Source organism: Bacillus sp. RCC_6_1 (genome assembly GCF_041360755.1).
GTDB lineage: Bacteria > Bacillota > Bacilli > Bacillales > Bacillaceae_G > Bacillus_A > Bacillus_A cereus.
Genome location: NZ_JBFUPV010000008.1, coordinates 83,933 through 106,308 on the forward strand (window position 1 = coordinate 83,933; position 22,376 = coordinate 106,308).

Here is a 22,376-nt window from a genome sequence, read left to right on the forward strand (position 1 = left end):
AAATTATTATAAATTAATTATTATTCAAAACTAAATCTTTGTCAACTATTTCCTTCACTTTTTTGGAAACAATTTCAGCCAAACAGTCGATAAATGCAGATTGTGCATTCGGCATATTTGGTCTGAAATATTTGGCATTTAATTCATCCGTTACAACTTTACATTCATAATCGTTGTCATATAAAACTTCTAAATGCTCCGCTACAAAACCAACTGGGCAATATACGAAAGATTCGTACCCATGCTCTTCATATAAATCTTTCGTTAAATCTTGCACATCTGGACCAATCCACGGATCTGGAGTATTCCCAGCACTTTGCCAACCGATTGTATAGTTTTGAATATTTGCAGCTTCTGCAATTAAATCTGCCGTATGCTTTAGTTGTTCTACATATGGGTCTCCTGTTGCAATAATTTTTTCTGGCAAACTATGCGCTGAAAAAATTACGACTGCTTTCTCTTTATTATCAATTTCTGTAAACGTCTCTTTTATTTGGTCTGCCCAATACGAAATAAATTTCGGTTCATCATACCATTGTTCAACTGGTTCAATAACAGGACCACCAATTTCTTGCGAAAGACGAATAGCACGGTCATTATACGCTTTAATGCTAAATGTAGAGTAATGTGGCGCTAATACGATACTAATCGCTTGCTCAATCCCATCACGCTTCATTTCTTCTACCGCATCTTCTATAAATGGTGCAATATGTTTTAAACCTAAGTAACAAGTAAATTCATACTCTGTAAATATGTTATTCATTGAATCTGTTAATTTATGCGCCTGCTCTTTCGTAATTTTTGCAAGCGGTGAAATTCCACCAATCGCTTTATAGCGCCCAATTAAATCTTCAAGCGCTTCTTCTGATGGCGTACGCCCGTGACGGATATGTGTATAATATGCCTCTACATCGTCTAATGATTCTGGTGTTCCATACGCCATTACGAGTAAACCTATTCTTTTCTTTGTCATCTATATAACACCTCAATTTTATAAATGAGAATCTTTTTCCGAACGTTTGTTTCCAATTATAACAAGTAATAATAAGTACGTCAAAATAATAATTCTAATTAAGTATTATTTATAAGGTGATTTTGAATTTTATATGACAATTTCTTTAATAAAAAGCGACTTACATAATTGTAAGCCGCTTTTCCCTTATTCCTTAATATTTACCCCATATTCTTTAAACCAAACATGAATTTGTGCTAAATGAGCTAAAAGCTGTGGCCCAGTCATCAATTGACCAAACCATGGTGTTTGAAATGCACTGCCGCCAGACTGAATCAATCCGCTCAACTGCTCTTTATCAAACAGTTCGTGTAAAATTGAACCTTTATCCGTTAATATATTTTGAAGCCATACTGTTACTGCGTTTGTATAGTGTGGATTGTGCGTTTTCGGATACGGACTCTTCTTTCTATATAAGATGTCATGCGGAAGTACATCTTCTAACGCTTTACGTAATAGACCTTTTTCGCGGTTTTTATACATTTTCATTTCCCAAGGAATATTCCACGCATATTCGACAAGACGATGATCTGCAAATGGAACACGTACTTCTAAACTTGCCCCCATACTCATGCGGTCTTTTCTGTCTAATAATGTTGTCATAAACCATACCATATTTAAATAAAATAATTGGCGTCTTTTTGCTTCTAGCGGACTTTCCCCCTCTAAAATAGGAACTTCTTGAATCGACTCTTCATAACGCCTTTGTACATATTGTTGTAAATTTAATTTATTTCTCCATTCTTTTTTTAGAAGTTGTTCACGTGCCTCTGTAGAACGCATCCATGGAAATGCACTCGATTGTAAATCATCTTCTCTATAAAACCACGGATATCCACCAAATATTTCATCTGCACATTCTCCAGATAAGCCAACGACAAAATCTTGTTTAATTTCTCGGCAAAACCATAATAATGACGAATCGATATCTGCCATACCAGGCAAATCACGAACAAGTACTGCTTCAGTTAAATACTCTGCTAATTTTTCATTCGAAATGACGCAGCGATGATGGGTTGTTTGAAATGTCTCAGTCATTAAATTAATAAACGGAGCATCTGAATTTGGCTGGAATGCATTTGCTTTAAAGTATTTGTCATTATCTTCGTAATCAATAGAATACGTGTGTAATTGCCCTTTTCCCGATCTCTCATATTCTTTCGCTGCAATAGCTGTAATAGCGCTCGAATCTACACCACCTGATAAAAAAGTACATAGTGGTACATCAGAAACAAGCTGTCTTGTAATAGCATCTTGTAGTAAAAAGCGCGTTTTCTCTACTGTTTCTTCAAAAGAGTCTTCATGTTTTTTACTTTCTACATTCCAATATCTCCATATACACAAACCGTTCTTTGAAAATGTCATCGCATGACCTGGACGTAATTCTTTTATACCAGCATAAATACCGTGGCCAGGCGTTCTTGACGGTCCGAGTCCGAATATTTCTGATAACCCTTCTAATGTTACTTCCGCCTTCACATCTGGATGCGACAATATCGCTTTTAACTCCGAACCAAATAGTAAGCGTCCGCTATCATATTTATAAAAAAGTGGCTTTACACCTAATCGATCTCTCGCAATAAATACTTGTTCTTTCTGTTCATCCCATACTGCAAACGCATATATACCGTTTAAATGATCGACACATTCTTCTTTCCATTCAATATAAGAAGCTAATAATACTTCTGTATCAGAATGACCTTTGAACGTATACCCTCTTCTTAATAATTCCTTTCGAATGTCTTCTGTGTTATAAAGTTCACCGTTATAGCAAATGGCATAATTCGTTTCATCTTTTAAACAAGTCATCGGTTGTTTCCCCCCCTCAGGATCAACAACAATTAACCGTTTATGCCCAAATGCGACATTTCCTTTAATCCAAACTTTATTATCATCCGGCCCCCGCTTCGCTAACGTCTCAGCCATCTTCGTAACGACATCTCTTTCTCCTTCTAATGAGCGTTTATAATCCACCCATCCTGTAATCCCGCACATATAAATCATCCTTCCATCTTATTTCTTTTCTTGAACGTGCAGTAATCCCCACCCTAAGAGTGCGGATCAAAAAATGAAAAACTTGACGATAACCTACTATCCACATATGGAATAGCATTCTCACTCAGTAAAACGTGTTTTATTGTATGCCCACCTATGTCTAGATGTGTCTAGTTATAAAGAACGCACGAACTGTCTATAACAGGAATAACTACTTTTCATAAAGGAGAAATCGTATATGATACAACGTAAACATATTTTATATAACCAGCCCCGTGCTCATACAGTCGGTAATGTAGAATATATAAACAATGAATGGGTATTCTTTGATGATGAAAATGATGAAGCGTTTCTATTAGAAGATATTGCCGAAGATGGGTTTGAAATTTTGTATAATAACAATTGGTTACCAGCCCGTTTCTATGAACAAGATGTATTACAAATCGCCAACGAGCAACACCATTTGCAAAATGGTGAAATGGTACGTATTCGAAAAAAGTTACTTCTTAGCTATAATGAATGGCTCGAGGAATTACCTGACTCTGTCTTCACATTATTAACTGAATCATTGCAATCACTTCACTACTCTTTATATGATTGCATGTATTGTCATAATTATTTATCTTTCTTACCGAAAGAGGAGTCACGCGAAGGAGTAAATATTCTTTTGTTTGATAACGACGAAATGATCTGTACACTGCAGCACCATTTCGTCCGTCACACTACGTCAAATAAAAATATGTTCCGTTTTACGAAAGTAAATGGAGAAGAGTTGCATATCGATGCGACATAAAATAAAAAACCACCTTATCTCCCAAGTCTTTGAGATTATAAGGTGGTTTTATTTTTATTTGAATACGTACCAGCCAAGTGGCAATTTCAGTCCTAAGTATAATACTGCTACTAGCGCAACAATAAATAAGCCCCAAACCGCCCCTGTTGGTTTGTTTTTGCTCATTTTCACAAGAACCATTTCCATTCCGCCGATAACTAAAATACCAGCTAACATTTTCAGGCCGTACCACATGTGCATGCTACCTGTTGCTGTCTTCACAATACTCATGTACAACATGAAGCCTGTCACAATAATGATGATATACATTAGGCGAAGCCCCATATGTACACCCTTACCTTTTCTTCCTGCTGAATAAAGTGAATACGCAACGAAGAATAAAATTAAACCTAACGCCCATGCTGTAATATGCATATGTACCATCGTATCCCTTACCTCCTCTTTTCACACTTTTTCACTCTATATGATAACATGTTCATTTATTTTCAGGAAATGTTTCGCTTTTTTACATTTAAATGCTATAATATTTAGAGTATTTACAAACTTCTTGTAATAACAAAAGGGGGAACAATCATGATTCAAACTAAGGATATTATCGAACTTACAGACACATACGGAGCAAATAACTATCACCCACTTCCAATCGTTATTTCTAAAGCAGAAGGTGTTTGGGTAGAGGATCCTGAAGGAAACCGCTATATGGACTTATTAAGTGCATATTCTGCAGTAAACCAAGGTCATCGTCACCCGAAAATTATTAACGCTTTAATTGACCAAGCTAATCGTGTTACGTTAACTTCTCGTGCTTTCCATAGCGATCAATTAGGTCCTTGGTACGAAAAAGTTGCGAAACTAACTAATAAAGAAATGGTACTTCCAATGAATACAGGTGCTGAAGCTGTTGAAACTGCAATTAAAACAGTTCGTCGCTGGGCTTACGATGTGAAGAAAGTAGAAGCAAACCGCGCTGAAATCATCGTTTGTGAAGATAACTTCCACGGACGTACAATGGGTTCTGTTTCTATGTCTTCAAACGAAGAGTACAAGCGTGGATTCGGTCCAATGCTTCCTGGCATCGTTGTAATTCCTTACGGTGATTTAGAAGCATTAAAAGCCGCAATTACACCAAACACAGCAGCATTCATTTTAGAGCCAATTCAAGGTGAAGCAGGAATTAACATCCCACCAGCTGGTTACTTAAAAGAAGCTTTTGAAGTATGTAAAAAAGAAAACGTTTTATTTGTAGCAGATGAAATCCAAACTGGCTTAGGCCGTACTGGTAAAGTATTTGCTTGTGACTGGGACAATGTAACTCCTGACATGTACATACTTGGTAAAGCACTTGGCGGCGGCGTATTCCCAATCTCTTGCGTAGCAGCAAACCGCGACATTTTAGGCGTATTCGAGCCAGGTTCTCACGGTTCTACATTCGGTGGTAACCCACTTGCATGTGCTGTTTCTATCGCAGCTCTTGAAGTGTTAGAAGAAGAAAAATTAACAGAGCGTTCTCTTCAATTAGGTGAAAAATTAGTTGGGCAATTAAAAGAGATTGATAACCCAATGATCACTGAAGTTCGCGGTAAAGGTTTATTCATCGGTATCGAATTAAACGAACCAGCTCGTCCTTACTGTGAACAACTAAAAGCAGCTGGTCTACTATGTAAAGAAACACATGAAAACGTAATTCGTATCGCACCACCTCTAGTAATCTCTGAAGAAGATTTAGAGTGGGCATTCCAAAAAATTAAAGCTGTATTATCGTAATGATAGAGAGGTTGTCCGACATGTTGGGACAACCTCTTTCTTTTTATATTCATTTACATTAAGATAATTTTGTAATTTTCTGTATTTTAAAATCGTAAAGGAGATGCGATATGCTATTAAGATATGGTAAACATATTAACTATTTAGCTACATCTTTTATTTTAGTTACATTCTTTGGCTTCCTACTTTCCACAACATGGCTTACTCACTACTCAACTCCTACTACATTCACACTACTGAAAGCATCATTTTGGACTGCTGTTATTCTTACTATCATTGGTTTTGGACGAGAAAAAAGCGCACTTACGGTTATACTATTTGGCATTTGTACACTTGCATTCATTGGTCTTTACACTTTTTCCGTTATTGATTACCTCTATAACCCAAGGCCATAAAAAAGAGCTATCTTTTAACAAGATAGCTCTTTTCTTCACTTCACTACATTTCGCAAAGTACCAATTCCTTCTACTGTAATAACCACTTCATCACCAGCATGTAAAAACTTCGGTGGTGTGAAACCTTTTCCGACACCAGCCGGGGTTCCTGTTGCGATAATATCGCCTGGTTCTAAAGTCATTCCTTTACTTATCGTTGAAATAATTTCTTCTATTGAAAAAATCATTTTATTTGTGTTGGAAGTTTGCCTTACTTCTCCATTTACTACCGTTTCAATGTGTAATGCATTCGGCGCATTAACCACCGATTTATGAATTAAATACGGTCCCATCGGACAAAATGTATCGAAGCTTTTCCCAAGGAAAAACTGTTTATGTTTTCTTTGAATGTCTCGAGCTGTTACATCATTTATAATCGTATAACCAAAAACATGCTCAAGCGCTTTTTCTTTTTTTATTTGCTTCCCTCGCTTACCAATAATGATAGCTAATTCTCCTTCGTAATCTAGTTCGTCCGTTGCATGAGGGTGACCATTAATTTGCTCATTTATGCCAATAACTGTTGTTGGTGCTTTCGTAAAAATCATTATATTTTCTGGAATAGACTCTATTCCGCCCATTTCTATGGCATGCTCACGATAGTTTTTTCCAACGCACAAAATATTCTTTCTTGGCCTTGGAATCGGTGCTAATATTTTCACCTCTGTTAACGGATAATACGCCGCTTCCCCGTTCTCTTTTGCCCAATTTACAATTTCACATACTTTCTCAAAGCATTCAGTTCCTCTTTCAATACACTCTAACATTGTAATAGGGATTGTAACCTTTTCCCCTTTTTGTCTTTGCGCTTCTCTTAAGTGTAATACCTTTTTTTCTTCTTCATCCACAATACCTACAAATACCTTTTCTTCTTTCTTCGCCGTTACAAAACGCAATATTTCCACTCTCCATCCTAAAACTCATGCCCTTTAATTGTATTCGCATCCGTAAGAAAAAAACCTTCTCATACACGCTAATTTTTACAATATTCTTCTCATACCCTATTCGTTACGCCTTTATATTTGGCATAAAATGTAGAAATTTTACTTTTTTTAGCGAAGGTATTTCTTTTTTATGGAGTTTTTGTATAATATGTACTACATATATACTAAAAATTTCATTTAGAGATGGAGCCGATTTCAATGTTTGAGCAAGCGATTGAAAAAAAACGTGAAAAAATGATTTATTTTGCTGAACGCTATGGAATGACTTCTCAAAAAACAGTGGATTGTAGCCAAGAACTGGACAGGCTCTTAAATGTAATTTGGCATGTACATACGGATTTTCACCCAAATCAAACACTCGACACACACACGCAATAGCGTGTGTGTGTCTTTTATTTCAAAAAAACACACATTTTATTGAAAACGCCCATACAATAGTAGAAAAGAAAATTTTAAAAACGAAGGGTGTTTTATATGCCAGCTATGGTCGGACATATTCGTATCGTCAATATTGGATCAAGTGGTATTTTTCATATTGGAGATGTATTTGCGATTAGGCCTATTAGTTACTCACGTGCTTTCGCCGGGGCCGGCTCTTTCAACGTTGGAGACAATGTTTCTGTCTACAATTATCAAAGTGCAACGACTGTCAACGATTCAGATGTAATCGATCAAGCGATAATTGGCTCAACTTAAAGGAGGCAATTGCATTGAATTTTTATGTAAACCAAAGTATCATCATCAACAGTATTAAAATTGATAGCATTACAACCTCTTCTGTGTTCCAAATTGGTACTGCCGGAAGTATTAAAGCCCTATCTAAATTTTCAAATACGGGCGGATTTACGGAGCCGCTTCGCCCATTACAGGCGAAAGGACAAATTATTTCTATCAAACCATCAACTAGTTCTTCTTAAGACATCCTTGTCATAAATATATAGCAGGAATATTTTTACCCTCCCTATTGAAAAGGAGGTTTCACAAATGAATCAAGATATATATACTTACTTACACCAACTTCAACAAGCTCTTCAAACACAACAAGCAGCCATCCTGAATTTAGAAGATCAAGTGCGCCAACTCCAAGAAGAGCTTAACGAATTAAAAAATCGCCCCTCCTCTTCTGTAGGAAAAGTGGAATACAAATTCGATCAATTAAAAGTCGAAAATTTAAATGGTACTTTAAATATTGGTTTAAACCCATTTTCAGCAAAAGGACAACAAATTGAAGATTTTCAAGTGGATACAGAAACATTGAAGGTAAACCCTGAAACTGAAACAAACCCAGACTTTTATCAAGGTATCCTCCAAGAAATGCATCGATACTTAGATGAAGAAGCATATAATCGTATTCTCCATTTTGAACAAGAAGAGCGAACACCGCTTGATGAAATGTATCGACAAATGATGGTGGATGACATAAAAAAACAGATGGAGCATCGACTCCCTTATTATTTATCACAAGCGCAATCATATGAAGGTATTTCAACAGATCCAGATTATTTACGAGATATCATTATTCAGGCAATGAAACAAGATATTGACAAAGCCTTTCTCTCCTTTATTCAGCACATACCGGGAAATTTCCGAAAGGAGTAAGTATGTATGAACCTTAACGTTGTAAACCGTGAGTTAAAAGTCGGACAGATTAAAATGAACGGTGTATCGTCGTCCGCACTCTTTTTAATTGGAGATGCAAATCTCCTCATTCTATCTTCTATTCTCGATACACCATTTGAAACAGTTACAGAGGGTCCATTTGTACCATTAGTAACAGATGTCCCTCCTACTCCAGGTTAAGGAGACTGAGAAATTATGTTGCATCATGTGTCTATTGTCCAAAATGTTTCTATTATTTCTTTAGGGATTGCTGGTGTATTTCAAGTTGGAGATGCAAACCAAATGGAATTAAAAAGTAGAGCTATTGCCGTCCACCGTGAAATTCCTTTTTATATACGGGGAGAAGGTCGCTTTGATGCTTTTGAAATCTTTACAGATGAACACATTACAATTCCAAAACGAACGACAGATGTAAAATTAAACATTGTAAATGAATGCCCTTTTATTGAAGTTAATAACGTTGAATTACGCACACTTTTAAATTCTGGTTGCTTTCAAATTGGAAATGTTGATTATGGTTTTAATAACTCTCGTATTATACAAATCCGCCAATATATTACGGATGAACCTTCCGCACAATAATTCATATAGTAATTAAAAAGCTTAGTAAAGTAGGTGGATGGTATGCCTTCGGTTGTAGGAAATCTCGTCGTGCAAAACAGTAACGGCTCTTTCAACTTAGGAGATTTTTATAACGTATCTCCGAAAGAAAACACGAAAGCCTATAACGGATCTGGAGCTTCCAATGTTGGGTTTGTCGTGAATACGTTTAACGGTGTTAGTGCAACGAATACATTTGATTCTGATGTGGCAGATCAAGATCAGATTGGAACAGCGTAAAAAAAGTAGGAGATATTCTCCTACTTTTTTCTTTTATCTAATTCAAAATTATTAAAATAAAATTTTAATAAGCAAGAACTTTACTGTCCACAAATAGTGGTATAAACAAGTAAGTAGTGAAGAGGCACTATTTCATTTTATTTAAATGATAACCCGCTCTCCTCCAAAGCCCTCCTAAGCTTCGGCAAAGACGCATGTCCCATACCATGCAGTTTTAATATTTCTTTTTCACTATATTTTGAGAGTTCTTCTACAGTTTGAATTCCATGGTGTTCTAATGCCCTTCTTGCTGGCGCTGAAAGAAGAGAGAGAAAACCTTCTTTTGGTTTTCTCTCTTTCTCACAGACTGGACAAGTTGGACAATCGCTACTTTTATAGTACTCGTGTCCCTGTTCACAAGTTCTTAACGTTTTTTCCGTTACCATTTTCAAGCCCCTCTATTCTTCAATATTTACAACGTGATTCCCATCAAAGAAGTATAAACATTTCTCTTTTACAGGATGTTGTAAGCTTTTCTCCAGTGCTTTTGCATATAACGAAAGCTGCACTTTATATCGATCTTCTAAAATTGGTTTCGCTTGTTCGAATCCGCCTGGAAATTTCCCTTCAATCGTATCTGTTTTGAAGTCGATTAACGTAATGCCATCTTCCTCTTCAATCATGCAGTCGATAACCCCTTGGACAAGAATCGATTCCCCGCTATTCCCTTGCCAATCTTGATATGCTTCTTCTGCTGCAAGCATCATCGTAAATGGAACTTCACGCTCAACACTTTTCGCCGCTAATACCCTTTTACCTAAGTCACTGTCAAAGAATGAAATTACTTTTTCAATCGCTATTTCTTCCGCCTGCTCGAATGTTAATAATTCCTTATTTACCATTCCAGCAATTTGCTCTTGAAGAACTTCAACCGTAATCGGCTTCTTCAAATCAACATGCTGCATAACGGCATGGACTGCTGTTCCGCGCTCTGCGTACGTTAACCCTTTTTTCTCCATAAAGCGCGGACGTGTTTTAATTGGTGCACGTAGTTTTTTAATAAAGGCGTTATCACTACCATCTTCTGATTGATAATTTCTCTTTATTTCTGTAACAGATTGCTTCGCACGGTGAGATGTTGCTTCCTCATATCCGTACTTCCACATTAATCTGTCGTACACTTCATCTTTTCGTTCACTTTCTAACGGCACAGCCTTTTTCTCACGAAGCGCTTCTAACAATTCTTGTTTCTCTTCTTGAACTGGCTCTGGTGCAAGTAGCGTATTACCGTCCACAACTTCTACTTTCCAGCTCGTGTCATACCCGTAAATTTCATCTGGAATACTTCCTTGTCCTAATTCAAGAAGCATTTCACTATCACGGTGTCTATATAATGAAGGTGCAATCCAGTCTAAATAACAAGACGCCCCGGCACGTATGTGATCTGGTAATAACCATTCACTATGTTCCCTCGCATCAAGCCATTTTTCCATTTCCTTATTTGCATCCTTAACTGTTCCGATTAAAATTAACTTCTCTTTCGCGCGCGTCAACGCTACGTATAGTACGCGCATTTCTTCCGCAATTAATTCCATTTTCATTTTACGCTTAATCGCAAGCTGTGATAATGTTGTATATTTAATTCGTTTACGCGGATCGATAAATTGCGAACCGAAACCGAAATCTTTATGCAATAAGAAACGTTTCATTAAGTCTTGTGTATTAAAACGACGACCGAGTCCAGCTACAAATACAACCGGGAACTCTAACCCTTTACTTTTATGAATCGTCATAATGCGAACAACGTCTTCTTGTTCACCGAGGGCCCTCGCCGTACCCATGTCATCACCGCGTTCTAAAATACGTTCAATAAAACGTAAGAAGCGGAATAATCCTCTAAATGATGTTGCTTCGTATTGTCTTGCGCGGTCATATAGTACGCGTAAGTTTGCCTGCCTTTGCTTTCCAGCTGGTAAACCGCCAACGAAGTCGTAATAACCTGTCTCACCGTACACTTTCCAAATTAAATCAGAAAGTGATTGTTGACGTGCAAATTCACGCCATCCTTGCAGTAAGTTATAAAACCACTCTAATTTATCATGAAGTTCTTGCTCCTCTTCAAGTGGTGCCCCTTTTAAGAATGAGCTCATTACTTCATAAAACGAGCTTTTCTTTCCATGAGCACGAAGCGTTGCAAGTTCTTCATCGCTCAATCCAACGATTGGAGAACGAAGTACAGCTGCAAGCGGAATATCTTGCATCGGATTATCAATAACGCGGAATACGTTCATCATAATATTTACTTCCGTCGCTTCAAAGTAACCAGTCGCAAGGTCAGCGTACACTGGAATTCCTTGTAATTTTAACTCTTCCATAATTTGCGGGGCCCACGGCATGGAGCGAAGTAAAATAACGAAGTCGCGGTATTGTACTGGGCGCATACTATCATTTTTACGGTCATACACTTCATAACCTGAATCAACCATCGCTTTAATGCGCTGCGCCATAAGACGAGCTTCAAGCTGTGCTTTTTCGACTTCTGCACCTTCTTCTCCGTCTATTACTTCTTCTTCCGTTTGCTGAATGCACAGTAGTTCTGCCGCTACATCTTCACCTTCTGGATAGGTAGCACCTAACTTTAATTCAGCGTCTGCATCGTAGTCGATTTCTCCGACTTCTTCACCCATAATTTGTTTGAAGATAAAGTTCGTACCTGCTAACACTTCATGACGACTACGGAAGTTTTTCGCTAAGTCGATCTTCATTCCACCGCCCAATCCTTCTTGTGTGAAGCGTTTATATTTTCCTAGGAATAGTCCTGGTTCGGCTAGTCGGAAACGATAAATCGACTGCTTTACGTCACCAACCATGAACAAGTTTCCTTCACTCTCAGAATCTTTCGTTACGAATTTAATAATAGATTCCTGTACAAAGTTCGTATCTTGATATTCATCGACTAATACTTCAGCAAATTTATTACGATATTGGAGCGCCACTGCTGACGGATTCATTTCACCATTTTCACTTTGTTCACTTAAAATTTGTAAACAGAAATGCTCTAAATCTGTGAAATCGACCATTCCTTTATCTCGCTTCATCGCTTGGAAACGCTCTGTAAATACTTTTACAAGTTGAACAAGCTTTTCTAATACTGGGTGCATATCTTGAAAATCTCGTAAGAAACTTTCAGGTTTTCGGCTAAATAACTCTTCTTGTAATTTCTTCACTTCATCTTTCGCTTTATTACGAAGAGAGTCTACTTGTTTTACAACATCTTCATTGTAATCACTTTTCTTAATACGCTTTAACGTTTGCCACGATACATTTTGCATCGCTTCATACAAACTTGTCCACGACTCATGAGCAGCTGATGATAGCGTTCCAAGTAAAGCTAGATCTGCTTGCAGGGTTTCAATGCGAGGCGCTGGACCGTCAGGAAGCATTGCGAGTTCAGTTGCCTTACGAATATGCTGTTCCGCTGTTTCAAGCTGGAATTTCACATCTTCTAATAAATAAGAAGCATATACTAAATCTTCAATTGTCTTTCCTTCTACGTCATATGCTTCTACTAATTTATCAAGCCATTTTTCCGGATTTGGATGCGCTCTTGACTCTGTATGAAGCGCTAAAATCATACGTTGTAAGTCATCATCACTACGGTCACTCGTATAACGATCAACAAGTTCAAAGAAGATTGTATTATCTTCGATTCCGTACTCTTCTTCTAATATGTCATCTAGCACTTCTTCTTTTAACAATTCATTTTCTGTTTGATTCGCAATACGGAAACGAGGATCAACATCAAGCATGTAGTAATATCCTCTAATTACTTGTAAACAGAATGAGTGAATTGTTGAAATGGAAGCTTTATTTAATAGGCTCAGCTGCTTTCTTACGTGTTGAGAGCCTGGTTCATCAATTAATACCTTTTCTAACGCTTCCCCGATTCGGTTTTTCATCTCTTGCGCCGCTGCATTCGTAAATGTTACAACGAGCAGGCGGTCGACATCGACTGGATTCTCTTCATTAATAATCTTTTTAATAATACGTTCAACTAATACTGCTGTTTTCCCTGACCCAGCTGCAGCCGCAACTAAAATATCACGTCCATTCGCTACAACAGCTTTCCACTGGTCATCTGTCCATTGACTACCTTCTGGTTTTTCAGGCCAATTTTCTATCATTCTCCGCCAACCTCCTCTCTTATTTTCTCCATCGCTTCGCTATCTTTCATATCTTTTAACGATCGGAACTGATTATCTTCAAGTGACTCATCAAATTGACAAACAGATTTGAAGTTACAGAACGTACATGCTGCTTTATTTCCCATTTTATAAGGAGCAATATCGATAACACCTTCTGTAATATCTTTTCCGATATTTTCAAACGTATGGTGTACATATTTTTGCAGTACGTTAAACTCTTGCTCACTTGCAATACTTGAACGCGCACTAAAGCTACCGTCTTTTTTCAGGCCAGCAGAAATAATATCTGAACTTCCTGTTGAAAGTTTGTTATCCATTAAACGAACAACGTCAGCATCTCCTAATACGAGTCCTTTCATTTTAAATTTCTTTAAAATTTCTTTTTCAATTTCAGCTTCAGATGCGTCACCTTTCATCTCAACGATTGGGTTATGAATATGGAAATACAATACACCAGCTGGTGATGCTGCGTGACCTTTTTTCATCCACGTCTGCGCATTCGAAGTAACAACATCTAAATACGTTAACATTTGAAGTGCTAATCCGTAATACACTTCCGTTAAATCTAACGCTTTTGAACTTGATTTATAATCAATAATACGTAAGAACGTCCCGTTTTCATCTTCTGCCTTATCAACACGGTCAATACGGCCGACAACTTCCATCTTCACACCATTTGGTAATGAGAATTCCATCGGCGGAAGTGATCCTGTACCACCCATACCGAACGGCACTTCTAAATCAACTGGTACGAATCCGCTTGACTTCGCATGTTCACGAAGAATGATTGACGTACGGAAAATGATTTGTTGTAGTTTTTGTTTTAAATAGAAATGACGGTTTGAACTTAATAAAATTTGTCGTTGTAATAACGGTGCGATTTCTTCTATTACTAAAACAGAAAGATGCTCACACTCTTTTATGGATAAATCCGCCCAAGTACGGTTTTCACGCAATAGCTTGTCCGCAATTTTCTTTAATGCCGCATGGAATAATTCGCCGATGTCCGGCGCATCAAGCTTGAAAATATCACGCTCTCTAAGCGATAAACCGTGCTGCGCAAAATGAGCGTATGCACAACGGTTAAATAGTTCCATACGAGAGACGCTTCCTTTAATTATATCTCCGTATAAATCTCTACTTACTGCTGTACTTAGTTTCTTCGCACGATTTCGATAGAATAAACTTGATAAGACGCGGCTACTTTTTTGTTTCCATTCATCTGAAGTTACGTAGAAATTATATACGTCCCACCAAAAGTCTAAATTCCCTTCAAATCCGTATCGCTTCCACGTTTGTAGTTGCTGCATAACGTAAGATAACGTTACTTCTGGCGTTGCTACGTATGAAATTTGTTCTGAACGTGATAAATCGTTTACGTCATTGGTAATAAATGAATCTTTCACATTAGGGAACATTCTTTTTATTTTCTTAATAAAGCTAGACGCAAGTAACGTCTTTCCTTCTTCATCTGCAAGCGGGCATGAAATATATAACTTCTCAGATGCTCTCGTTACCATTTGATACATAACGAACTGTTCTTCTAACAAAGTTTGTCTCGTCGTTGGCGCTAATTCAATCCCTGCTGCACCAAGAACTTCTCTTTCTTCATCAGAAAGCATACCTTCGTCCATAGGTGCTGCTGGAATAACACCCTCATTTACACCTATAATAAACGTTGCTTTCACGTCAGATAACCTGGAGTGATCAATATTAGCAATTAACACTTGGTCTAATGACGGCGGAATGTTAGCAAATTGAAGTGCCTCAAGACCTGTCGACATAACGTCCGTAAACATAGAAAGAGACATTTTCTCTTCACCAAGCATCTCTACAAACGTATCAAGAAGGCTCATTACTTCTTCCCATACTTGTTCATGATCTGTCGCAAATAAGAAATCTCCACTTTTTTCTGCACGTATACGTAATTCTTCTAGTTTTTTCGGAACATCCAGCTCTTCTAGAAATAAGTAAACTGCTTCACACATTTGCATAACTGTTCCTGCACGCTTTAACCTTTTTTGCATGCGAATAACAGGTGTTCTTACAACGTCACGTAACCTATTTATTTTCTCTTCCATTTCACGTTCACTGTCTGTAATCATCCCGTTCGTATCATCAAGAGAACGATAACGGCGATACATCCATGGATCCTCTGAAGTCCACCTCTTTCCTTGTACACCGTACGCTAAACAGTAATTTTCAAATTCATCCATTTCTTCACGCATCGTTTCTTTTCTTACGTCTAATGGATATAAAAGCTCTGTTTTCACGCAGCGGAACACCGCATCATAACGCCAATTCCCACTAATAATCTCGAGTGCAGAACGAATACATTCTACTAATGGGTGGTGTGACATCGGGCGCTTTTCATCGATGAAGTGCGGGATATTGTAATCTGTAAATAACGTGCGCATCACATCGTAATAACTTTCCCCATTACGAAGAAGCACTGCAATATCTCGGTAACGATATTTTTCATTCGCAACAAGTTTACGAATTTCACGAGCAACACCTTCTACCTCCGCTCGTAAATTCGCAGCTGTGCTAATCGTTACACTCGCTTCACCGTTAAATTTTTCATTCGGACGCGCTTCATAATGAGCTTCTAAATGCGCTAATGCGGGAGAATGAAAACGCGGCTGTTCCATAAGTGGAATTGTTTTTTCAATTTCTATTTTCTCTTCACGCGCTACTTGTTTGATTTTTTCATACGTTAACGTCGTTTCATAAAATAAATCGAGTTCATTTACTGGCTGTGCTAACGCTTTTTCATCTATCGTTAACGTGATCGTAACTCTCGCTCCGCAAATCATAAGCTGTCTTACAATCTCTAACTCTTGCGGGGAGAGTGAATGAAATCCATCTATATAAATTTCCGCACCATTTACATATTCAGACTGCGGAAGCTTTTCCACTAGCAATTGTAGGTAGTCTTCTGAATCTAAATATTTTCCAATTAAAGCACGTTCAAAATCATCGTATAGTAACTGTAAATCATACACTTTATTCGCTAGTAACTTTTGTTCGGCACTGCTACTATGCGCATCCAATTGTTGCCACATTTCATATACGTTAGATGGCGTTACATTGTAACGTTTAAACTCTGCAATCATACTGCCAAGATGTTCAAAGAAACCGTTTTGCTCCGCTGCTTTTTGGAACACCGATAATCCATCTTTACGAGACTCTACAATTTTACGGAGTAACATATGTACACCCGCTTCATCAATATGAAGACGACTCGCTCCGCCAACTTCTTGTAGTACCTTCCACGCTAATCGTGAAAAACTAAAAACTTGTGCCCGAATAGAACCTCTTACATCCTCACTTCCAATTAACGCCTGCTGCGTCTGGAATGTCATCTGTTCTGGCACAAGATATAATATTGTTTTCCCTCTCGGGCGTTGTTTTAACTCTTCTTGCACTTCGCGTAAACAAAGTGTACTTTTTCCACTTCCCGCTCTACCAATCACAAATCGAAGTGACATGTAACCCCACCTTTCACTTACATAACGAACGTTAGTTTGCTACTATAATTGTATTATAGTACACGAAAAAAGACAAACTGAGTTGTTTGTCTTTTCTATACTTCTACTTCATTATATCAACCTTTTGAAAAATTCGTTTGCACCTCTTGAATTGGCCAATATCGCAAATCAACTTTACCGACAACTGTATCAGCTTTTACAAAGCCAAAGTGTCTACTATCCCAGCTCCCGAGCCGGTTATCACCTACTACAAAAATAAACCCGGGTGGCACCAGCTTTTCTTTCGTTAACTCTTCTAATGTAAAGTCGCCTGTTAGTTGCCTTCCATTTATCTCTTTCTTATACTTCTCTAAATACGGCTCATCAATAAATTGACCGTTTATATATAACTTATCCTGCTTATATTCAATATGATCTCCAGGTAAACCGATAACCCGCTTTACATAGTCCTCTTTTTTATTCGCATGAAATACCACAACGTCAAATCTGTTCAAGTCCCCAACTTGATAACTCACCTTATTTACAACTAGCATATTGCCATCCTGCAATGTCGGCATCATTGACTTCCCCTCTACAACATACGTTGAAAAGAAAAACGTTCGAAAAAATACAGCTAATAATACACCAATTAAAATTGTTCGTATCCACTCTATGCCTTCTTTTTTCAAAGTTTTCTTCATCTGCTTCTCCCCTTATCCTTTAATACTGAAGCTTTCCTTTACAAAGAAGACTATTCTTAATGTAGTTCTAACTTCACTTCGATTTTCTTACCGACATACCATAAAATAAAAATACCAATCGCTACAATAACTGATTTCACTGGATTATGAATAAATGACATTAAATCATGACCGATATACGTTAAAATAAAAATCATCACAAGTTTTCCGAATGCTAACGCTAGACCAAACTGTTTTACACTAATTCGGGATAAACCAGCGACAACATTTATTAGCGCTGACGGTGTAAACGGAAAACAAAATATAACAAAAATCGGTGCGAATCCTTTCCTTTCAATCCACCCCATTGCTTTTCGTACTCTCTCATGCTTATTTACAAACGAAAAGAAACGACTGCGACCAAAATGGCGGATGATGAAAAAGACAAGTAATGCACCCATTACTGATCCAAGCCATGAATAAAGAAAACCGAGCCAAAAGCCAAATGCAACAGCATTCGCCAGTACAAATACAATAAGCGGTAATGCTGGAATCAACGCCTCTATCATCGGTAAACCAATACCAAGAAGTGGTCCGAACGCTTTATAACTCTCAACAATATGATCCATATTTTCTGGTGAAAAATACTCTTTGATTGTCTGAAAATCCATTCTACACTTTACCCCTTTACTCTAAATACTATCCCTACTGTATCATTGCTTATATGAAAGAGGAAATGGTAGATACGACATACGGAGATGTATTTATTAAAGTTTCCATATCTTTCATAAGAATTCCTTCATTATTTAGCTATGATAATCTATCAATATTCGACAGGACGTGTCGTTCATTTTGTTATTTAGATTGTTTTTCGGTTTTTATCGGTAAATGAAATTATACTGGTGATTTTCTAAATATATCAATTACAACTCGTTTTTTCTAATATATCGCCTTATCTACAAAGACTGACTGACAAACAAAAAAAGAATGGGGATTCCCCCATCCTTTCACACTTCGCCTTCCTTCACAAAATACACCTTCTCATAAGCGGGTCTTAATGTTGATTCCTCTTTTTTATCGACCTCTTTAAAACAAGGATTCCCTTGTTTTTTCCTACGATCTTCATATTCAGTACGTAATTTCGCTGTACGATTTTGTTGATTTTCAAAACTAGTTTTTGATATTTCTAATTTCACAGCAAAGCCATTTATAAATCTAATAATAAGATTTCCATCTTCTAATTCTTTATTACTTTCAATATAAAAATGAGACAACCAAGCGCACTCTTTTCTAGAGTAAGAATAGGTAGGGAAAAAATAAAGTTGATCTGCTGGACTAATCGCAATCGGTGCTTTATGTGTAATATGAGTTAACTCTTTCGTTCCTTCTTTTCTGCCTAAGAAACTAGAGCCATGCTTGCGGCAACTTCTTTCTATAATATCTAGAGGTTTTTGAAATACGAAAAAAGAATCATTCATTTCAACGACTCGCGTAACAATTTTCTTTTCACTTAGAATAACAGGAAGTAAGGCCATCGTATTTTTCGTTACAACATAATTTTCGACATAGCGTTCCACTTTACTTTCCATACTCCATTATCTCCTTTTTTCCATTTATATTAGCAGCTGCATATATAATTTTAGCATCTATGAAAAGGAAATAGCTTACAAGTTCCGCTTTTTTACAATTTTTTATCATTTATCAAACATTTGTTAAATAATAAAATCACAATATAGAAATTAATTAATTTCAAAGTTATAAAAACAGCATTTATACTACCTATAAATATTTATTATCCATTCCTCATTTCACATCATTACAACAACTAACTTTGCTATAATTAAAATGTAAATCCAATATATGGAGGGCCACTATGGAAGAAAAAGAGATTCAACCATCGATTCAAATGAAAAATAGTAGCGTCATTATCGTGAAAAACTCAGCTAGTATTATATTCGGTTTATTTTTCATTCTGCTATTCTTTGCCAAACCGTTTCGTAAATCAAAATGTCCAGAATGTAAAAAACGTGAGAAGAAAAAATCAGGGCAAGAACAATAAAAGGCCTTCCTTTATGGAATGCCTTTTTACATTCGTAGTATCATTTTATTTATTCTTCTTCCCCCTAAAAAACGACTATATTTTCTTCCAAGGTTCTCTACATCTTTTTTGATTTGTAATATGATCCTTATATAAAACATGAGAAAGAGTATTTGTACTTGTTATCCGCTTTTAATTTTTATTAAAAAATTCAAATTTGCACATCTTTATCCATCACTAACAATTCGTTAATTAGTTAACTTTGTAATATAAGTTTTGTATATAATGTCATTCAAAAACACAATATATATAAGTAGCTATTTATAATTACATTGCTTTTTATCGAATTCTAAAAAGGAGTTGTATACTATGGATAAAGAAAATCCATTAAATCAGCAGGTTAATAGCATTCCCTCAGATGCTCTGAATACCCCTAGTAAGGAACAAGAACAACTGTTAGAAACATCATCTCAAAACGTACAAAATTCCAACAACAACGCTAACAAAAAAGATGTTACTCAAGGTCTATCTGGAAAAGATTTCCCCATTTCAACAGAGAATACAAATTTATAGTTATTTACTATCATACGCAGCAAATGCTCTTGCTGAACTAATTCTTCTACAGAAACTAATACGCATTCTAGATAATTTTTTACCAGTTGTAACATCGAAAAAGAGATTTAGATATAAAAACAGGCTCTAAAAAAACTTTCTCCACAACAAAAAAAGGATGGCATTAGCCATCCTTTTTTCCATCATCAACTATAAAATTATAGTTTGATTACGTTTTTAGCTTGAGGTCCACGGTTACCGTCTTCGATTTCGAAGCTAACTTTTTGACCTTCTTCTAAAGATTTGAAACCGTCAGTTTCGATTGCTGAGAAGTGTACGAATACGTCGTTTTCGCCTGGAACTTCGATGAAACCGAAACCTTTTTCGTTGTTAAACCATTTTACTTGTCCTGTTACTGCCATAATTATTTCCTCCTAAGAAAATACAAATTTTAAATTTTTTAGTCTTCCTGTCTAAAAAAAGAATCCACACATTATCAAATACGAAACATAAACTAGTTCTCACATACTTTTTCTCGTTCGTTTTCAGCACTTGATAACATATGGATTGCTTAATTTAACTATTCAACTGACATCATCATAGCACATTAAAATAAAATGTACAATCTTTTTCGAAAATAGAATTTCTAATTTTTAGTATTTCTTATAAAATATAATTATCTCTATTCTAAATAAGGAGGAGTTTATGACCAATAAAATTCCTAAAAAAACATTAAAAAGAATTGAAGAGGATATTGAAAATAATAATCTTGGAAAAGCAAGAGATAGATTGCATGGCCTCATCTTTACATACCCAAATGAATTACATCTTCGAAAACAACTCGGAGATATTTATTATAAATTACAATATCCAGAAATGGCTGGACGTTACTGGTATCTAGAAGAGCATAAAACAGGTATTATGCATGAATCATGTTTATTATTTGAAAAATCAATGGGAAATAGTCCTCATCATATTGCACGTGCTTTAAAGTTTAAAGGCGATTCTAACCATATAAAAGGTTTGTATAAAGATCAACCTTTATCTTCAGTGCAGAAGAAAGTAGCAGAGGAGTTAATTTATGAGTATAAAGAAACATGGAAAGATAAGCTAGTTCCTTTTGGCTGTCTAGCATTGCTTGCTTCCCTTCTCTTTTCTGCCGTTGTTGGTCTATTCACTATTTGGAATTGGATTTTTTAATCACAGGGGGAATTTTCACATGTCAAACTACGCTAAAGAAGAAAGGCTAACAGGGGGAAACGTCTCAAGCGTATATCGTTCTGAAAATACTGTTCGGCGAGAGTTAAAGCCAGACAGTGAAAAGATTCATAAGCTATTGCAACATTTAGAAAACAAAGGATTTCATTATGCTCCAAAGTTTTTAGGTGTAGATGAAAAGGATAGAGAGATTTTATCCTTTATTGAAGGAGAAGCTGGCAATTATCCTTTAAAAGAATATATGCGATCTAATGATGTATTAAAAGAAATAGCAAAGATGCTCCGCCTTTACCATGATGCTGTAAGTGATTTTCCGTTATTAGCTGATTGGAAACCGATGGATCATACTCCAAATAACATTGAGGTTTTATGTCACAATGATTTTGCCATATATAACATTATTTTTAATAATAAGAAGCCAGTAGGGATTATTGATTTCGATGTTGCTGCTCCTGGTCCAAGACTATGGGATATCGCTTATACACTCTATACTTGTGTGCCTTTAAGTAGAGTGTATTATACTGAATCCGGTGAAGCCGTTCATTATGACTCATCGCAACATGCAGATCGTATTAAAGAGAGAGTGAATTTGTTCGTTCAGTCCTATGATAAAAATATGGATGAAGATTACTTAGGAATGGTGTTGCTTCGATTAGAAGGGTTATGTACATATATGAAACGAAAAGCTCAAGAAGGCGACTTGAATTTCCAAAGAATGATCGATGAAGGACATCTAGAGCATTATGAGAAAGATATGAAGTTTATTCGTGATCATAGGGCTGAGTGGAGTTGATTTAGTAATAAAGAAAAGTTAGTATCGTTTTTTGCCGAC

At 36.6% G+C, this 22,376-nt stretch carries 25 protein-coding genes; 14 read left to right on the forward strand and 11 right to left on the reverse strand.

Features of this window, described 5'->3' with window-relative positions:
- Positions 1-13: 13 nt before the first annotated feature.
- A complete protein-coding gene (gene hemH / locus AB6801_RS20980) occupies positions 14-973 on the reverse strand; it encodes a ferrochelatase (protein ID WP_065704614.1) in 960 nt (319 codons plus the stop codon).
- A 186-nt stretch (positions 974-1,159) separates the two neighbouring features.
- Positions 1,160-3,007, reverse strand: coding sequence for an asparagine synthase (glutamine-hydrolyzing) (asnB, locus tag AB6801_RS20985; protein WP_000334003.1), 1,848 nt, complete (start codon positions 3,005-3,007; stop codon positions 1,160-1,162).
- A 238-nt stretch (positions 3,008-3,245) separates the two neighbouring features.
- Between asnB and AB6801_RS20990 the strand changes: the two genes are divergently transcribed.
- On the forward strand, positions 3,246-3,800 hold the full coding sequence (locus AB6801_RS20990; RefSeq protein ID WP_000616049.1) for a DUF2777 domain-containing protein: 555 nt from the start codon (positions 3,246-3,248) through the stop codon (positions 3,798-3,800).
- 54 nt (positions 3,801-3,854) lie between these two features.
- Here the strand turns inward: AB6801_RS20990 and AB6801_RS20995 are convergent, their stop codons facing one another.
- Entirely contained in the window at positions 3,855-4,223 is a 369-nt protein-coding gene (locus AB6801_RS20995; RefSeq protein WP_000233495.1) for a YisL family protein, read from the reverse strand.
- A 150-nt stretch (positions 4,224-4,373) separates the two neighbouring features.
- On the opposite strand from AB6801_RS20995, the gene rocD reads away from it, so the two are divergent.
- Both rocD and AB6801_RS21005 read left to right on the forward strand, forming a co-directional pair.
- Positions 4,374-5,564 (forward strand): ornithine aminotransferase, encoded by a 1,191-nt coding sequence (gene rocD / locus AB6801_RS21000; protein WP_000616658.1) that lies wholly within the window; start codon positions 4,374-4,376, stop codon positions 5,562-5,564.
- Between the two features lie 110 nt (positions 5,565-5,674).
- The gene (locus AB6801_RS21005; protein WP_000926864.1) at positions 5,675-5,959 is read left to right on the forward strand and encodes a hypothetical protein; all 285 of its coding nucleotides are present in this window, start codon (positions 5,675-5,677) and stop codon (positions 5,957-5,959) included.
- A gap of 35 nt (positions 5,960-5,994) precedes the next feature.
- Here the strand turns inward: AB6801_RS21005 and AB6801_RS21010 are convergent, their stop codons facing one another.
- Positions 5,995-6,894: a fumarylacetoacetate hydrolase family protein gene (locus tag AB6801_RS21010; RefSeq protein ID WP_001213086.1), complete on the reverse strand. Its 900-nt coding sequence runs from the start codon at positions 6,892-6,894 to the stop codon at positions 5,995-5,997.
- A gap of 246 nt (positions 6,895-7,140) precedes the next feature.
- On the opposite strand from AB6801_RS21010, the gene AB6801_RS21015 reads away from it, so the two are divergent.
- From AB6801_RS21015 to gerPF, 7 genes are all read left to right on the forward strand, one after another.
- On the forward strand, positions 7,141-7,320 hold the full coding sequence (locus tag AB6801_RS21015) for an aspartyl-phosphate phosphatase Spo0E family protein (RefSeq protein WP_000462845.1): 180 nt from the start codon (positions 7,141-7,143) through the stop codon (positions 7,318-7,320).
- Between the two features lie 96 nt (positions 7,321-7,416).
- Positions 7,417-7,638, forward strand: a complete 222-nt coding sequence (gene gerPA / locus AB6801_RS21020) for a spore germination protein GerPA (protein ID WP_001111187.1) — start codon at positions 7,417-7,419, stop codon at positions 7,636-7,638.
- A gap of 14 nt (positions 7,639-7,652) precedes the next feature.
- A complete protein-coding gene (gene gerPB / locus AB6801_RS21025; protein ID WP_001012508.1) occupies positions 7,653-7,859 on the forward strand; it encodes a spore germination protein GerPB in 207 nt (68 codons plus the stop codon).
- A gap of 67 nt (positions 7,860-7,926) precedes the next feature.
- Positions 7,927-8,541, forward strand: a complete 615-nt coding sequence (gene gerPC, locus AB6801_RS21030) for a spore germination protein GerPC (RefSeq protein ID WP_001070760.1) — start codon at positions 7,927-7,929, stop codon at positions 8,539-8,541.
- Positions 8,542-8,547: 6 nt separating this feature from the next.
- A complete protein-coding gene (gene gerPD / locus AB6801_RS21035; protein WP_001052807.1) occupies positions 8,548-8,742 on the forward strand; it encodes a spore germination protein GerPD in 195 nt (64 codons plus the stop codon).
- 15 nt (positions 8,743-8,757) lie between these two features.
- A complete protein-coding gene (locus tag AB6801_RS21040) occupies positions 8,758-9,144 on the forward strand; it encodes a spore germination protein GerPE (protein WP_000902322.1) in 387 nt (128 codons plus the stop codon).
- Between the two features lie 42 nt (positions 9,145-9,186).
- A complete protein-coding gene (gene gerPF / locus AB6801_RS21045; protein WP_001141566.1) occupies positions 9,187-9,402 on the forward strand; it encodes a spore germination protein GerPF in 216 nt (71 codons plus the stop codon).
- A 137-nt stretch (positions 9,403-9,539) separates the two neighbouring features.
- On the opposite strand, the gene AB6801_RS21050 is transcribed toward gerPF, so the two are convergent.
- The 6 genes from AB6801_RS21050 to AB6801_RS21075 all read right to left on the reverse strand — a co-directional run bounded on the left by AB6801_RS21050 (position 9,540) and on the right by AB6801_RS21075 (position 19,325).
- Complete coding sequence (locus AB6801_RS21050; protein ID WP_000255725.1) at positions 9,540-9,827, reverse strand: RNA polymerase alpha subunit C-terminal domain-containing protein; 288 nt, start codon at positions 9,825-9,827, stop codon at positions 9,540-9,542.
- Between the two features lie 12 nt (positions 9,828-9,839).
- Positions 9,840-13,565, reverse strand: coding sequence for a helicase-exonuclease AddAB subunit AddA (gene addA, locus AB6801_RS21055; RefSeq protein ID WP_097998877.1), 3,726 nt, complete (start codon positions 13,563-13,565; stop codon positions 9,840-9,842).
- Positions 13,562-17,077: a helicase-exonuclease AddAB subunit AddB gene (gene addB, locus AB6801_RS21060; protein WP_098290110.1), complete on the reverse strand. Its 3,516-nt coding sequence runs from the start codon at positions 17,075-17,077 to the stop codon at positions 13,562-13,564. The genes addA and addB overlap by 4 nt, the downstream gene beginning before the upstream one ends.
- Positions 17,078-17,193: 116 nt before the next feature.
- The gene (gene lepB / locus AB6801_RS21065; protein ID WP_000751910.1) at positions 17,194-17,757 is read right to left on the reverse strand and encodes a signal peptidase I; all 564 of its coding nucleotides are present in this window, start codon (positions 17,755-17,757) and stop codon (positions 17,194-17,196) included.
- Between the two features lie 56 nt (positions 17,758-17,813).
- Entirely contained in the window at positions 17,814-18,407 is a 594-nt protein-coding gene (locus AB6801_RS21070; protein WP_000347517.1) for a TVP38/TMEM64 family protein, read from the reverse strand.
- A 336-nt stretch (positions 18,408-18,743) separates the two neighbouring features.
- Positions 18,744-19,325 carry a competence protein ComK gene (locus tag AB6801_RS21075; protein ID WP_000444439.1) on the reverse strand — a complete coding sequence of 194 codons (582 nt, stop codon included), beginning with the start codon at positions 19,323-19,325 and terminating at the stop codon, positions 18,744-18,746.
- A 284-nt stretch (positions 19,326-19,609) separates the two neighbouring features.
- Here AB6801_RS21075 and AB6801_RS21080 point away from each other — a divergent pair, with 284 nt between their 5' ends.
- The gene (locus AB6801_RS21080) at positions 19,610-19,795 is read left to right on the forward strand and encodes a hypothetical protein (RefSeq protein ID WP_000391373.1); all 186 of its coding nucleotides are present in this window, start codon (positions 19,610-19,612) and stop codon (positions 19,793-19,795) included.
- A gap of 348 nt (positions 19,796-20,143) precedes the next feature.
- Complete coding sequence (locus AB6801_RS21085) at positions 20,144-20,347, forward strand: hypothetical protein (RefSeq protein ID WP_000356922.1); 204 nt, start codon at positions 20,144-20,146, stop codon at positions 20,345-20,347.
- A gap of 197 nt (positions 20,348-20,544) precedes the next feature.
- Here the strand turns inward: AB6801_RS21085 and cspA are convergent, their stop codons facing one another.
- Positions 20,545-20,748 (reverse strand): RNA chaperone/antiterminator CspA, encoded by a 204-nt coding sequence (gene cspA / locus AB6801_RS21090; protein WP_000301518.1) that lies wholly within the window; start codon positions 20,746-20,748, stop codon positions 20,545-20,547.
- A gap of 283 nt (positions 20,749-21,031) precedes the next feature.
- Here cspA and AB6801_RS21095 point away from each other — a divergent pair, with 283 nt between their 5' ends.
- On the forward strand, positions 21,032-21,526 hold the full coding sequence (locus AB6801_RS21095) for a DUF6584 family protein (RefSeq protein ID WP_000182386.1): 495 nt from the start codon (positions 21,032-21,034) through the stop codon (positions 21,524-21,526).
- Positions 21,527-21,545: 19 nt separating this feature from the next.
- Positions 21,546-22,337, forward strand: a complete 792-nt coding sequence (locus tag AB6801_RS21100; protein ID WP_000073788.1) for a phosphotransferase — start codon at positions 21,546-21,548, stop codon at positions 22,335-22,337.
- Positions 22,338-22,376: the final 39 nt, after the last annotated feature.

Excerpts from the sequence above, each read along its gene's own strand:
- hemH (WP_065704614.1), bottom strand. The coding sequence starts at position 973 with ATGACAAAGAAAAGAATAGGTTTACTCGTAATGGCGTATGGAACACCA.
- asnB (WP_000334003.1), bottom strand. The coding sequence starts at position 3,007 with ATGTGCGGGATTACAGGATGGGTGGATTATAAACGCTCATTAGAAGGA.
- AB6801_RS20990 (WP_000616049.1), top strand. The coding sequence starts at position 3,246 with ATGATACAACGTAAACATATTTTATATAACCAGCCCCGTGCTCATACA.
- AB6801_RS20995 (WP_000233495.1), bottom strand. The coding sequence starts at position 4,223 with ATGGTACATATGCATATTACAGCATGGGCGTTAGGTTTAATTTTATTC.
- rocD (WP_000616658.1), top strand. The coding sequence starts at position 4,374 with ATGATTCAAACTAAGGATATTATCGAACTTACAGACACATACGGAGCA.
- AB6801_RS21005 (WP_000926864.1), top strand. The coding sequence starts at position 5,675 with ATGCTATTAAGATATGGTAAACATATTAACTATTTAGCTACATCTTTT.
- AB6801_RS21015 (WP_000462845.1), top strand. The coding sequence starts at position 7,141 with ATGTTTGAGCAAGCGATTGAAAAAAAACGTGAAAAAATGATTTATTTT.
- gerPA (WP_001111187.1), top strand. The coding sequence starts at position 7,417 with ATGCCAGCTATGGTCGGACATATTCGTATCGTCAATATTGGATCAAGT.
- gerPC (WP_001070760.1), top strand. The coding sequence starts at position 7,927 with ATGAATCAAGATATATATACTTACTTACACCAACTTCAACAAGCTCTT.
- gerPD (WP_001052807.1), top strand. The coding sequence starts at position 8,548 with ATGAACCTTAACGTTGTAAACCGTGAGTTAAAAGTCGGACAGATTAAA.
- AB6801_RS21040 (WP_000902322.1), top strand. The coding sequence starts at position 8,758 with ATGTTGCATCATGTGTCTATTGTCCAAAATGTTTCTATTATTTCTTTA.
- gerPF (WP_001141566.1), top strand. The coding sequence starts at position 9,187 with ATGCCTTCGGTTGTAGGAAATCTCGTCGTGCAAAACAGTAACGGCTCT.
- AB6801_RS21050 (WP_000255725.1), bottom strand. The coding sequence starts at position 9,827 with ATGGTAACGGAAAAAACGTTAAGAACTTGTGAACAGGGACACGAGTAC.
- addA (WP_097998877.1), bottom strand. The coding sequence starts at position 13,565 with ATGATAGAAAATTGGCCTGAAAAACCAGAAGGTAGTCAATGGACAGAT.
- addB (WP_098290110.1), bottom strand. The coding sequence starts at position 17,077 with ATGTCACTTCGATTTGTGATTGGTAGAGCGGGAAGTGGAAAAAGTACA.
- lepB (WP_000751910.1), bottom strand. The coding sequence starts at position 17,757 with ATGAAGAAAACTTTGAAAAAAGAAGGCATAGAGTGGATACGAACAATT.
- AB6801_RS21070 (WP_000347517.1), bottom strand. The coding sequence starts at position 18,407 with ATGGATTTTCAGACAATCAAAGAGTATTTTTCACCAGAAAATATGGAT.
- AB6801_RS21075 (WP_000444439.1), bottom strand. The coding sequence starts at position 19,325 with ATGGAAAGTAAAGTGGAACGCTATGTCGAAAATTATGTTGTAACGAAA.
- AB6801_RS21080 (WP_000391373.1), top strand. The coding sequence starts at position 19,610 with ATGGAAGAAAAAGAGATTCAACCATCGATTCAAATGAAAAATAGTAGC.
- AB6801_RS21085 (WP_000356922.1), top strand. The coding sequence starts at position 20,144 with ATGGATAAAGAAAATCCATTAAATCAGCAGGTTAATAGCATTCCCTCA.
- cspA (WP_000301518.1), bottom strand. The coding sequence starts at position 20,748 with ATGGCAGTAACAGGACAAGTAAAATGGTTTAACAACGAAAAAGGTTTC.
- AB6801_RS21095 (WP_000182386.1), top strand. The coding sequence starts at position 21,032 with ATGACCAATAAAATTCCTAAAAAAACATTAAAAAGAATTGAAGAGGAT.
- AB6801_RS21100 (WP_000073788.1), top strand. The coding sequence starts at position 21,546 with ATGTCAAACTACGCTAAAGAAGAAAGGCTAACAGGGGGAAACGTCTCA.